This window comes from Enterococcus sp. DIV0210g (genome assembly GCF_050559705.1).
Classification (GTDB): domain Bacteria; phylum Bacillota; class Bacilli; order Lactobacillales; family Enterococcaceae; genus Enterococcus_B; species Enterococcus_B faecalis_A.
Map to the genome: position 1 here is coordinate 2,491,715 of NZ_CP187903.1, position 13,274 is coordinate 2,504,988.

At 35.4% G+C, this 13,274-nt stretch carries 13 protein-coding genes; 2 read left to right on the forward strand and 11 right to left on the reverse strand.

What is annotated here, in order from left to right:
- Window position 1: 1 nt before the first annotated feature.
- The 8 genes from IGI64_RS11915 to IGI64_RS11950 all read right to left on the reverse strand — a co-directional run bounded on the left by IGI64_RS11915 (window position 2) and on the right by IGI64_RS11950 (window position 6,797).
- Complete coding sequence (locus IGI64_RS11915) at window positions 2–781, reverse strand: glucose-6-phosphate isomerase family protein (protein ID WP_429940668.1); 780 nt, start codon at window positions 779–781, stop codon at window positions 2–4.
- Between the two features lie 10 nt (window positions 782–791).
- Complete coding sequence (locus tag IGI64_RS11920) at window positions 792–2,525, reverse strand: class I mannose-6-phosphate isomerase (RefSeq protein ID WP_429940669.1); 1,734 nt, start codon at window positions 2,523–2,525, stop codon at window positions 792–794.
- Window positions 2,526–2,564: 39 nt separating this feature from the next.
- On the reverse strand, window positions 2,565–2,984 hold the full coding sequence (locus IGI64_RS11925; RefSeq protein WP_429940670.1) for a PTS sugar transporter subunit IIA: 420 nt from the start codon (window positions 2,982–2,984) through the stop codon (window positions 2,565–2,567).
- A 21-nt stretch (window positions 2,985–3,005) separates the two neighbouring features.
- Window positions 3,006–3,833, reverse strand: coding sequence for a PTS system mannose/fructose/sorbose family transporter subunit IID (locus IGI64_RS11930; RefSeq protein WP_016624396.1), 828 nt, complete (start codon window positions 3,831–3,833; stop codon window positions 3,006–3,008).
- Window positions 3,834–4,637, reverse strand: a complete 804-nt coding sequence (locus IGI64_RS11935) for a PTS mannose/fructose/sorbose/N-acetylgalactosamine transporter subunit IIC (RefSeq protein ID WP_429940671.1) — start codon at window positions 4,635–4,637, stop codon at window positions 3,834–3,836. It lies immediately after the preceding gene.
- Window positions 4,638–4,670: 33 nt separating this feature from the next.
- Window positions 4,671–5,165 carry a PTS system mannose/fructose/N-acetylgalactosamine-transporter subunit IIB gene (locus tag IGI64_RS11940; protein ID WP_429940672.1) on the reverse strand — a complete coding sequence of 165 codons (495 nt, stop codon included), beginning with the start codon at window positions 5,163–5,165 and terminating at the stop codon, window positions 4,671–4,673.
- Between the two features lie 161 nt (window positions 5,166–5,326).
- Window positions 5,327–6,067 carry a GntR family transcriptional regulator gene (locus IGI64_RS11945; protein ID WP_016624399.1) on the reverse strand — a complete coding sequence of 247 codons (741 nt, stop codon included), beginning with the start codon at window positions 6,065–6,067 and terminating at the stop codon, window positions 5,327–5,329.
- Window positions 6,068–6,176: 109 nt separating this feature from the next.
- Window positions 6,177–6,797, reverse strand: coding sequence for a helix-turn-helix transcriptional regulator (locus IGI64_RS11950; RefSeq protein ID WP_429940673.1), 621 nt, complete (start codon window positions 6,795–6,797; stop codon window positions 6,177–6,179).
- Window positions 6,798–6,933: 136 nt separating this feature from the next.
- Here IGI64_RS11950 and IGI64_RS11955 point away from each other — a divergent pair, with 136 nt between their 5' ends.
- Window positions 6,934–8,970 carry a hypothetical protein gene (locus IGI64_RS11955; protein ID WP_429940674.1) on the forward strand — a complete coding sequence of 679 codons (2,037 nt, stop codon included), beginning with the start codon at window positions 6,934–6,936 and terminating at the stop codon, window positions 8,968–8,970.
- Between the two features lie 18 nt (window positions 8,971–8,988).
- Window positions 8,989–9,630 (forward strand): ATP-binding cassette domain-containing protein, encoded by a 642-nt coding sequence (locus IGI64_RS11960; protein WP_429940675.1) that lies wholly within the window; start codon window positions 8,989–8,991, stop codon window positions 9,628–9,630.
- 52 nt (window positions 9,631–9,682) lie between these two features.
- On the opposite strand, the gene IGI64_RS11965 is transcribed toward IGI64_RS11960, so the two are convergent.
- The 3 genes from IGI64_RS11965 to IGI64_RS11975 form a co-directional block, all read right to left on the reverse strand.
- On the reverse strand, window positions 9,683–10,027 hold the full coding sequence (locus IGI64_RS11965; RefSeq protein WP_429940676.1) for a nucleotide pyrophosphohydrolase: 345 nt from the start codon (window positions 10,025–10,027) through the stop codon (window positions 9,683–9,685).
- Window positions 10,028–10,166: 139 nt separating this feature from the next.
- Window positions 10,167–11,105, reverse strand: a complete 939-nt coding sequence (locus tag IGI64_RS11970) for a hypothetical protein (protein ID WP_429940677.1) — start codon at window positions 11,103–11,105, stop codon at window positions 10,167–10,169.
- Window positions 11,106–13,238 carry a DUF1430 domain-containing protein gene (locus IGI64_RS11975; protein ID WP_429940678.1) on the reverse strand — a complete coding sequence of 711 codons (2,133 nt, stop codon included), beginning with the start codon at window positions 13,236–13,238 and terminating at the stop codon, window positions 11,106–11,108.
- Between the last annotated feature and the right edge of the window lie 36 nt (window positions 13,239–13,274).

The following is a 13,274-nucleotide window of genomic DNA, read 5'->3' on the forward strand; positions in this document are numbered from 1 at the left end:
TTTAAGGTACAAAGTTCATCCATTTTTCTTTGTCATTTTCTGGATGACTAACAAAGTTGAACAAATCTGGATTCTGTTCATATTGATAATAGATTGGCTCTTTTGGTTTGATACCGAGCTCTGTATATTCTCTTGGCTTTTTGACGATTAATTCGGCAGAAGTATAATGATCATTTTTCTTCCAAATCAACTTGTTTCCGTCCTCAAAAGCAGGCAGAAAAGCAAACCCTCGCTGTTTTTTCAGTCCAGTATAATCGAATGCATAATCTCTTACACACCAAGCCCCGAAGCGCATGCTTTTCTCTATTGAGGCGTTGATTGTACAATGGCCCCAACCTGGCGGAACAATGACGATATCTCCTGTTTCTGCTTCGACAGCATAACATTTGCCAGCAGTTTTTTCGATACTTTCCTGCATATAAATCAATGCCTGCCCTTCTAAAATCTCGTATACTTCTGGTGTAGACATCTGACTTATTTGTGATATTGCATGAACATGGCCTTGGCTTTTGATTGGTTCATTTCCTAGTTTACCCGCGGCATACTCCACTAGCCCGTATAACAGTCCTCTTTGACATAAATCAAGCTGATCTTTCTTCTTTCCCACATCCATCGCAATCGTATAAATGATTTCAGGTCCTGAGACATTTTCATTCAGCAAACTGTGGCGGATATCTTCTAAATATCTATTTTTTGCTTCAGTTGGTCCAAACATATCCTCACTGTAAATAAAGCATTTATTTTTTTGGTCAAAAAATACATCCAACTCATCTTTTTTCATAAGCTCTCTCTTATAGTCCTCGAATAAAAGCTTGGATCACCGCAGCTTTTTTATCAGGATTTCCCTGATTGACAAGTCGGTATTCCTTTATCTGTTCTGGAACGATAAAGGTTTCTCCATAGTTGACATTGAAGGGTTCAAATTCCCCATCCATACTTTCTACAGTGATTTTTTCTCCTTCTACCAAGTTCAGCATATTGACACTATCCATCGTTTGAACTTCCACAGCATCTGAGAACCAATATCTTCGTGTTTCAATTAATTCCAGTTCGTTCAAGCCAGTCTTTTCGATAATAGTATTGTCGGTCTCTTCAATCAATTCGGTTGGATTGATCAAGTTCTCTTTTACCCATTTTGTGTCGTAATCGATTTGGACATTTTTTTCTCCATGTTCCAAATGGACAGGTCGTGGTATCCCATCTAAGCCAACACGTTCCCAATCCCATAATTTAAAAGTAAAGATATATGGTGTTTGGCTGATTTCTAAGACTACCGTTTCTGGACCGCCGCAATGGATCGTCCCTGAAGGAATAGAATAATGGTCATGTTTTTTTACTGGAAAACAATTGATATATTTTTCGTCTGGAAAGCGAAAATCGCCATTTTCTGCTTTTTTAAGATCCGCAAATAATTCGTCTTTACTTACACCTTCTTTGACCCCTAAATAAATCGTTGATTGCTCTTTTGCATCTAATATATAATAACTTTCATTTTGCGTATAATTCATTCCAAATTTTTCTTGGATATATTCAACCATTGGATGAACTTGTAAACTTAGATTTCCGCCCCCCACTGTGTCTAAATAATCAAAACGGATCGGAAATTCTTTACCAAAACGAGTACGTACTTTCTTGCCCAATAATTCATCTGGAAATTGATGGACAGCGTTGATGGCGGGAATCTCGATTACAGTATCGCCAAAACGCAAAAGCAAACTGTTTTCTTCTGGAACACCATCAAATGCCCAGCCATAATTTTCTGCGGAAGGATCTAAGTTGAACTTTTCTTTCATCCATTGGCCGCCCCAAACACTTGCATCAAAATATGGAACTAGGCGAAACGGCTGGGAAACAACTTCTGCTAGCGCTTGACGATAATCTTTTCCTGACACCATTTTTGGTTCGCCTTTTTTATTGGTATCTAAAAGATAATCAATCTTTTCATATAATTTTTGCTTTAAGCGATCTGCCATTCGCCATTCAAAAAAGTACCCTCGTTTGAACTTTCTCAGTGCATCTTCTTTCTCATTTGCTCCCTGCCAGTTTGGCATACCTTTTCTAAAACGCAGCTGAATTTCCCATCTTGCTAAATCTGCATAGACTAATGTGTTGGGGTTTTCCACTAAAAGAGAGGCGCCTGTTCCATATACAACCACATTTTGGTTTGTATTCGATAATTTTTCCTGGATTTTTTTTAATTCATAAACAGGGAAAAAATCAGCTAATTCTGCATGAGACATAACACCGAAAACTCGATCATCAGTTAGTGTCTGCTGAATCATTTTCGTCACTGTTTCTGCATCATAAGCATAGTCATCTGATCGAATCAGCAAATAATCATGACATTCTTTTCTAAGAGCCTCCTCGATTTCATCAAGATCAACTCCTGGATAACACTCGATTACTATCCGATTTTTCGTAATCTCTGTGTTGCTTTTTTGTAATTGACCCAAAATTGCTTTGTAGCCTTCCCAGCTGTCTGAAAAATGCTTGATCGTTATTTCCGGTTTTAAATTATAAGTCATGTTGCTTCTCCTTTTTTGTCATATTGTTATAACATTAAATCAGAAAAACTCTTCCTCATCCTCTTCTTCTGTCAGCATATCCACAATGCTCTCTTTTCCCGTCAGGATCGCATCTTTAGCCAGTGCTTCGCTGGTCTTGTTTTCTCGAGATAAAAGGGTCTCTAAAACGAGTGCCAGATTCATACCTGAATACATCTTAAAAAGCAGCTTTTCAGAAACAGCAAGATCTAATACATTCGCTCCTGGCGATCCAGATGGTATGTCGCTGATGATGATCCATTCCTCTGTTTGCATTGCTTCATTTATTCTTTTTTTGACAGTTTCTCGAAATTTTTCTATCCCATCTGCGTCAAGTTCCACAGCATAAAAGTTCTCTTGTTCTCCAGCAATGAATTCTGCTGCTTTTTTCATCCCTTCTGCAAGACCAGAATGGCTGACTAGTAAAACACTGATTTTCATTTCATCATCCCTTTTCCAAATTTAAAAGAATTGTGCGATTCCTACACCAATGAAAGAAACTAAGAAGTATAAGCCAATCAGTTTCAGTGGTGAGACACTTTTTTTAGCCATCAAAAACCAAGAAAAAATAACTAATAATAACGGAAGCAGACTAGGAAAAATCCCGTCAATCAATCCTTGGACATCGATCGAAGCTTCACTCATATTTATGACGATCGGCAAATCCAATTTCACGTAGCTAGCAGCAACCCCGCCAATTACGATCACTCCGAGAACAGAAAATGCTTGAGTAATCTGCTGCGCTTTTTTACCAACAAATACATCAACGGATTCCGCACCTAATTCATATCCTTTAAAAAACAAAAATCGTGTTCCTGCTATGATAATAACGTTGAAAGAAATAATGTAAAAAATCGGACCAAGAATATTTCCGCCAGCGCCCAGCCCCATTCCGATAGATAACAAGATCGGGATCAACATCCCCGGAATCATCGAATCACCAATACCAGCTACAGGCCCCATCAAACCAACTTTCAATCCATTGATGAATCCATCATCGATTTCTTCTGCTCCTAATGCTCTTTGTTCCTCTAATCCGCACACAACCCCGTTGATCAACGCACCTACTTGAGGCTCTGTATTGTAAAAAGCAGAATGTCTTTTAAGTAGTGCTTTCTTTTCTTCAGGATGATTTTTGTACAACTTTTCTGCAATAGGCTCCATTGAATATGCAAAACCAAAAGCAGCTAGGAATTCAAAACTCATTGCGACCAGATTGTACATCATCCATCTCACATATGCTTTATTGAGTGTTTTTTTGTCTAACAATTGATAGGTCTGTTTTTCCATTTAAAATTCCTCCTCTTCATATCCGCCATCCGCTGTCATTGCTTCACCGCCATTGTTATTTGAAATTGCTTGATAATAGATATACGCAACTACACCAGCCACCACTGCCAAAGCAATCATATTCAATTTCAAAAAAACGACACAAATGAAACCGAATACAAAAAATAACAATAAAATATTTTCTTTCACAACAGCTGTCAGAAGCATCACGATCCCGATTGCCGGCAGCGCGCCTCCAAGAACACTCATGACATCGATCAAATATTGAGGCATGCTTGCTAACATTTGAGAAGCAAAAGAAGAGCCAAAGTAAACAACCAAGAAGCATGGGACAGCTCGTAAGGCAAAGTTAAAGATTTGCGGTCCTGCGACTGTATTTATAAAGAAACCTCTATTATCATTTTCTTCAATCGCCTTTTCTGCTCTGTGATTCCAAAAAGAGTTTGCTACTTGATAAAAATTGAAGACGATTGTTCCAATCACTCCGATCGTTGTTGCCATCGTCACTGCTACTTCTGTGGAAGAACGTGATAAAATCGCCAACGCAATCGCTGGATATGCAACAAAATTCAAATCAGCCGGCATTTGCCCCCCAGGTGTGACCAATGCAATATATACCGCTTGTACTGCGATACCAATAATAATTCCTTGTTTTACATCTCCTAAGATCATACCGACTAAAAAACCTGAAACTAACGGCCTCGTCAACGTATACCAGCCGCCTGTGACTCCGAAAAGCCACGGTGTGCTCAAAGCCCCTAAATAACATAGGATCGCAATCATTGATGCTTGAAAAAATAACATAATTTCTCCTCCTATTCTAATAAACCACTGCTATTACACTTCTTTGCTGACTTCTTTCCATGATGTTCCTTTTGAATCTGGTACTAACTTAAACTCAATATCCATACCTAGAGAATCTAATTTTTCAAAAGCCTTGATTTCTTCGGGTGTCACTGCTGCATTCGGACCGATTTTTTTCGCATTTTCCCGTGCACTCATTGGACCAACATTCAGCTGTGGACAAAGAGAGATAAAGTCTGCACCGCTTTCATAAAGTTTCACGAGTGTTTCTGGTGTCTTTACGATCAAGAAATAGCTTTTCTTGCTTTTTGCGATATCTTCCCATTTCTGAACCGTTTTATCCACCGTCATAACAAACCCTTTTAGCGGTTTTGGTACAGCTGCTTTTAATACTTTAGATAGGACTGGGTTATTTGCTGAAGGATCATCTACCGCAATCACGCCATCACATTTTCTTTCACTCATCCATCTTGTTACTACTTGTCCATGAATAATCCGATCGTCTACTCTAATAAATGATATTGCCATTTTCGCCAGCTCCTCTATTGTTATTATGTTATGACATTAAAGCCAATATTTGTTATTTATAAAAAAACTAAACATTATATCTGTTTCTCTACAGTAATTCTCTTTTCTGATAAAAAATAGTGTGTTTCTTTTTACCAGAAAAGTTTACTGTATCGTCTTATTTAATTCAGTTCGACATAGTAGCGATATTTATCGCCAATGTAATAACAGTCACTGATTTCTTTAAACCGTCCATCTCTTTCTGCAGTCATTCTGACACGTTTCAAGATAGGCGTTCCTTTTTCGATATCTAGAACTGCTTGTAATTCTGGAGTTGCAGCAATTGCTTCCACATATTCACGACTATCATTGATAAGAATTCCGAATGTTTTCAAATAATCATAAAAAGAATCGTAATAGTCCTTACTATCCAACGAAAAATCATGGATATACGGGATATGCGTCACGAAATACGCAAAAGCTTCCCCTTCAGACGTTCCGCGAATCCTGCGCAACTGCAAGACTTTTGACCCTTTTTCAATCGATAATTGTTTGGCCATCTTGTCTGTCGCTGAAATCAAATCTACTTTCGCATAAAGCGTTTTAGCTTGTTTCCCCAATTCTTCCATTTCTTTGGTAAAACTTCGGACCATCGTATAATGTTGTTTTTCATCCGAGTGATCATTTGCTAATACAAATGTTCCTTTTGCGCGTTCACGATAGAGATAACCTGCACGTACCAGTTCGTCGATTGCTTTACGAATCGTGATTCGACTAACGTTATAAATCTCGCACAATTCAAGCTCAGCAGGTATTTTTTCTCCTTCTCCCCATTCGCCAGATGATATCTTGAATCGCAGATCTTCTGATATTTGGCTGTATAAAGGAGAACTTCCGCTGTCTTTGAAAAGTTGTTTTTTCATTTTTTCACCTCCATCGTTGTATTATTGTTATAACAATAATACAAGAAAGCGTTTTAAAAAGCAATAAGAAAAAAGAAATTTCTATAAAAAGAAGATAATGATCGATTTTCTAATGAACAACAGGCTCCTCATTCTGTCTTTTCATCGCCTCGTCATAGAATTCGCCGACCAGGTCTTTATAACTTTCAGGCAATGCTTCCCATGAGACCAAACGAACTTTTTCGACATAACTTCCTTTATGTTTCACCATTGCATGACTTTTTTCGTTGTCTGTTGCGCCGTGTTCCAATGACAGCCATATGCCATGTCCAAATTCATCATTGGCTACCCAATATTCATTCTCCATAGATTCTTGCGTAACTGGCAGTACAGTATAACCGGTTTTGGTTTCTAAAAAAGGATTGATTCGATCAAAAAAAGGACTTTGGTATTTATATGTATTGAAAAATAAACCTATCAGCAGCAAAAAAGCAAAAGCTAGACTTCCCCAAAATAAAAAAGGATTGCCTTTCTTTTTTTCTTTAGACAACTTCTCTTGATCTAAAGATTTCTCTACAAAAGAACAATCCAATATCTCTCCTAACTCCAGCAATAATTCGACATCAGGTAATGTACGTCCGGTTTCCCAGCTGGAGATCGTTTTATCTGATACGCCAAGTTTTTCTGCCAAAGACTTTTGTGTCATTTTTTTAGTCAATCGCTGCTCTTTGATTTTCTCGCCTATCCTCACCAAAACTTGCCTCCTCTTAGATTCTACACTTCCTAGAGCTCCTCTACAGATTCCAGATTTCCATTTGTTTCCGACACTATTAGTATAAAGTATGCCAAAACAAACAACAATTCTAAAAATACAGGTGGTGACTTCTTTGACCAAATTTTTGTTTAAGTTCTCTGTTCTTTTTCTCTTATTCATGCTTTTATTTGGAAATCTTCTAGCAGCTGTGAAAGAGGATTCCACGCTGAAAATCAACCAAGTTTTTTCTCATACAAATAATTATTCTCCTCTTCGATTACCTATGATTTTCACTAAAGAAAAAGAATATGTGGATTTCTTGAACATACTTTCAGCTGTAGAAAATGAAACCAACATTTCTTTCATGAAGCGTACAACAAATGAAACTTATTCTATCCGGCAAACTGCCGACTTTCGTTTTCTTCCGAAACTAGAAATCTTTCTTTATTATCCAAACTTAAAGACAGCATCAACATACTCGCCGCACCTAACAAATGCACAGTTGAAAACACTGGATATTCTTCATTCTGTTAAAAATCGCGACTATGAAGGTGACTTTTTCGTACGTACAAAAAACGAAAAAAACTATGTCGATTTTGTTTCTCGGCTGCGTGATCGTTTCAATAGTACATTTCACACAGATTATTCAATGGATGATTTCGCTGATTTTGACAATCAACAACATTTTTCTCTAGGACTTGATAAAGATATCTTCAACATATCAAGCTATCTTATTTTTGGTATATTCTTTTTATTTTCGATTTTATTTTTTTTGCTTTTCTCTTATACAAAAGACATCAAATTATTGAGAGAAAATGGTTTTTCCATCCAAAATGTTTTGGGTTTCCTACTAGGCAAGCGGTGGTTTCTTGTATTATTCATCAGCTTCCTATGTCTGACTGGTATTTCCGCTAGTTATTCTAAAGGTGTTTTGTTTCCATTTCTTTTATCAGCTTTCACATTGTTTTTTTCTTTATGGTTATTTTCTCTTTTTATTATTTTCATGATTCTCAATATACATTGGTTTTTAAATAGTACGATTCTTGGCCAAAAAAGATACTTGGGTATTTTTATTCTTCGCTTTCTTTTCTGTTCTTCCTTGATTTTAACCAGCAGTGAGACATTGCAGATCATCTATTCTAACTTTTTACCTAATGTTGATTACCAAATTCCTGTGCAATTAAAAAACGAAAGGTACCAAACCTTTTATCCGTTAGCCATTGGCAAAAACCAAGTAGATTTTATTTATTCCAACAAACTTGATCAATTAATAGATGATGTTCTATATAAACCGCTCAATGAAAAAGACAGCGTTCTGGTCAATGTTTCAGATTATCTGATTGAAGAAAATGAAGAATTCGGCAGAGGCATCCATATCAATCCGAATTATCTCAAAAAGTTTCCGATACTCGATGAAAACGGAAAGAAAGTCCAAATCTCGGAAGAAGAAAAAACGCGCATCTTACTTATACCAGAAAGATTCAATTCATCCGAGAATCAAAAACGTTTGAAAAAAATAAAAGATTATTACTTAGACAAAACAATACAATTTTCAAATGAAGGAAACCTATTTCTTTTTATCCAAAATGATCAACCTATTTACACATTCATGCCGAATCAGCCCTACATCAATGATTATCCCTTACTTATCGTTCAAACACTTGCCAACAGCGACTATTGGGACAGAAACATCATTGACGGTTCTCTTTATCCACCTTTAAAAATTCGAACAGATCATTTACCAGAAGATTTTATCCAACGTTTATTACAAGAAAACCAACTAGCAGATAACTTACCATTTTTAGCTGATTATTTTGATACTGAAGCAACTCAAGTCAAAAGAATGACTGGTTCTTTTATGTACTTGCTGTCTATGACTGCTTTTACATTGCTCGGCTTTTTCATTATCAGTTTTCTAACTGCCAACTTTTATTTTGATTTCAACCATAGAAAACTACTGCTGCTGCGAATCAACGGCTTTTCTTTTATTGCTGCATATAAAGAATATGTATTTGCGTTATTTTTACAATTTTTAGGAACCATTCTTTTCTTACAACTGATTGGCGATTTTACTAACAGGCTTCTGGTTACATCTTTCATGATTTTGTTACTAGATTTCATCACTTCTACTCTTTTTATTTCTATTCTTGAACAAAAAAGACCTAAGTAATTTTTAAGGAGAAAAACCATGACAGAAAAATTAATCTCGATAACAGATGCCGAAAAAACAATCCAAAACAAGACACTTTTCTCAATAAGTGATTTTTCAATCAACAAAGGCGAAATCGGCATTATCACTGGAAAAAGCGGCGCTGGAAAAACCACACTTTTAACTATCTTAGGATTGGGCGACACCTTTACAAAAGGCAGATATCTGCTTTTCAATCAGAAGGCAGAACATTACTCTGCCAAACAAAAATTATTATTAAAAAGACAAAGAATCTCGTTCCTATTTCAAGATTATGGACTCATAGAATACGAAACAATCGGCTTCAACCTAGAAATTGGGCTAAAATATGTCAAATTATCCAAACGTGAAAAAACGTTATTGATGCGACAAGCACTAGAACAAGTCCATTTAGACAAAAAATTAAATACGCCCATTTCTTCCTTATCTGGCGGTGAAAAACAAAGAGTCGCTCTAGCAAGGATCATCTTGAAACCCTCTGATTTGATTCTCGCAGATGAACCCACAGGATCTCTCGATACACAAAATAGAGACCATATTGCTAGACTTTTGGTGGGATTGACACAAATGGGAAAGACCTTGATCATGGCAACGCATGACCCTGAATTAGTCAAGTTGGGGGATAAGCAGTTGGAGATTTGAAGTTCATAGCAAAAAAACGGAGACTCATTTCACGAGGCTCCGTTCTGTTTTATCATTCTTCTAAATCTGTGTATTTTTTATTTGAATCCTTGCTTTTTGAAACAGGATATTTCAAATTATTTTTGATCAACTTTTCTTCAATGATTTGATCGATATCCAAGTCCAAATTATCAGCCAGCATGTGGCAATAAATCAATACATCGGCTAATTCTTCTTTGATATGCTCGATTTCTTGATTGCCTTCTTCTGCTGTTTTCCATTGATAAATCTCTAAAAGTTCTGAAGCTTCTAGAGAAATCGATAGGGCCAAGTCTTTTTCATTATGGAATTGACGCCAATTTCGTTCATCTCTGAATTGGTTGATTTTGACCATCGTGGCGTTTTCTTTATTTTTCATATCTTAAGTTCACCTTTTCCAGCCTTTAGCAGTGCATTTCTAAGTTCTTCATCTACAGCATAAATATAAAGGTTACCCTACGTCAACAAAAGTTTAATTTTGTGGCAGAAATATATTTTTTCATCAGAATGATTCTTAATCACTTTTCTCCCGAAATACTCCACCTATTTTGAATATATTCCATTAAGAAAACATAACCTAATAAAAGGATGCATATACTAACGACCAAAGAAACAGTTAATTCCACGCCACTGCCTGTATTGATGCGAAAAGTTGAGGCATTTGTATTAAATAGGGTTGGATAAATAGATAACAATATATCTTTTAGATCATATTTCCCTAGTGGCGGGAGCGCTAAGTTATATGCTCCAAGAAGAAAAACAGTAAGTATTGGTTTTTTTGTGACAACTGTGAAGTAAAAGCAAAAAATAAAGCAGATGCTTGAAGCAAAGAATACCATTATTATTTGTAGTGGCGCTAGATGTAAATAAGAAATTTGATTAATCAACGTCATATCTGCGTTAATTGATCCATCTATTTGGATAAAAGCGGGAGAAAAAGATTGAAGTAAAAGAAATGTACCAATTGCTGCACTGAGAAAAAGAAGAAGACTAAGTAAACTTGCTAAAATTTTGTTCAAGTTAGCTTTCTTTATAGATTTCAACTCTATTCTAGTTTTGAGAGTTTGATATTTTATATCTGCATTTGCTACGACTATACCGTATATCCCAGCAATAAAGGGGAAAAGAACAAAAAATGAAGAGGAAAGCAGCTGATTAATACCATTTTGTGGATTCATCGCAGCTAAACTTGAATGATAAGCTATATAGTAATGTTTAAGTGGATTTTCAATCAGTTCTATATTGTTTTGAAAAGAAACACCGAAACTATCTCTTAATAATTGGTTGATATCTTCACCATTTCTAAGCGCTTCATCTGCATACATGGTAAAATCTCTTAAGTTGTTATTTACTAACATAAATTGGGAAAAGAACACCATAAGAGATAAGAAAATAGTGATTGCTAAAAAATTGTAGAATATCTTGGACTTTCTCTGATTATAAAATTCAAATAACATCTACCTTCCCTCCAAAAATTCTATTGTATTTTTCTTCTCAATCGATAGAAAAGTTCGATATAGTACGATAAATTCCACCAGTAAAAAGAATAAAAAGATAAGCACATCTGTCACTTGAAAAGAGTAGGCAGCTACATAGATGAAAAAGACAAGATATTGCAGCCCAGAAAAAAGAAACATACTCTTATACGTTTTGAAAAAAGAAGCACCATTTAATCGCCAAATAACAAATTTTTGTTTGTGAAGACGAAAATAATTTAGCGTGGAATAGGAAATCAAAACGATAACCAACAAAATGGTAACCGACAATTCAACGATTCTTTGCCTGATATCTAAAGAATAAATCATTTGTTGTTCTACTTTTCTTAATTGATTCATTGGTATTAAAAAAGGAAAGTTATCTTCTAGACCAGCTTCTTTCAACAAGGGAAGATATCTATTATAGGTTTCTTTCGGCGAGCCATTTAACGGGATCTTTAGAGGTTCAGAAAAACTATCTCCTGTAAGAAAATCCCTTTGAAAAATCGGGGTGTTATTCAACGTCATTATATGAATAATATTTGGTTCAGTAATTGTATAAGATGTTTCTTGGTCAAAAGCAAAGATTTCTTGTTCATTTTGAATGGTATAAAACAAAATATGATCTTCTTTTACAGTTTGTGCATCAAGAAATGTTTCATTCAAAAACCAAGCACGAATTTCAGCAAAATATGTCATCATTCTTTCCGGAATGAGTATAATCTGTCGCTCTTCTTCTTTATCGATTTGAATAGGTTGATTCGTTATACTAATGATCGGATATTTGTCTAAATAATTGGTATTCACATAAATGGAACGATGAATCATTTCAATTTCTTCTTCAAAAAAAGGCCTTGTATCAACCTCAATTGCTCCATCTACCAACAATTGCTCGAGAAGAGGTTCTTTATCCAACCCTCTCATAGTTGAAGAAAAGTCCATCAATGTAGATTCGTTCCCTCCAAAATTCGGATAAAAAACAGCGTAATTTTCTAACTTCTCATTTTCCATTTTTGGCGAAATAAGGGCATGAGTAAATTCAGCTAATGGGAGGAGTTGGATGACACTAAAAAGTAAAAGTACTAGTTTTGCAAAATAAACGGTATAAAAAAGATTTTTTCCAAGTGTTTGATGGTTCAATTGTTTGTTCAATGAGAAATACTTTAGCAATCCCGCAACAGAGTATGAAATAAGCAGACTAAAAATAAAGAAAAGTAGTTGCATTAGCACAAATAAATAGTTCATCGAATGCAATATAAAAAGTGAAGCTATCAGGTTATTCAAGAAAAACAGAACTAATAACTCTTTTAATAACAATGTATGAACGATTTTTCTGCTTGAAAATCCATTTAGTCGATAGATGGTAATTCGTCCATTATTCTCTAGCAACCATAAGAGTAGGGAAAGTATGTAAAAAATCATAAAGAGCACTAGCGATAGGGTTTCTAGTGGAGGTGATAAATTAAGTGCTAGGTCAATATTTTCATACTGGAAATCTTCTATTTTGTATTCTGTTTCAAATAAATGATTGTAGTTGTCAGTTAATTTCGATAAGAATACATTCAATATTTCTTTGTCTTTTGTTTCAACAAAAAATCTAGCTGGATTCAAATTTTCAGCCATTTGAATTGGCAAAATAAAAAAATCTTCATTATTCTGAAGTCCATTTTCTATATGTTTTGCATCAGGATATTTCTCTACATTTGTGGCAAAATAATTTTTCTCATTGATCAATTGCGGAGATACTTGAAAATTTTTTAACAGAGATGTATCCCTTTGTTCTGAAACGAAAAATTTGTGTTCCCCTCCCACATTCTCAAAAGACAGGTTTCCTGTTTCAGCAAACTCGCTATCTCTTACCCCGAATGACGAAATTCTTGCCATATAGTTTACATTTAATTCTTTAGAAACTGATTCCAGCAGTTCAAGAATCATTCTTTCTTGCTGATTCGATACAATAAATTCAGGAAACTTGAATTCTGTAAAAAAATCTTCTGTATTTGTTTTTCTATGGAAATCCCTCACTCTTTCAATATTCTGAATCGTTGATGCAACCGAAAGACTAAACAAGAAAGACAGTAACAAAACAATTCTTTTTAGTATTTTATTAGTCACTTGCAGAGCTCCTTGTCGTTTGTGTGTGTATTACCC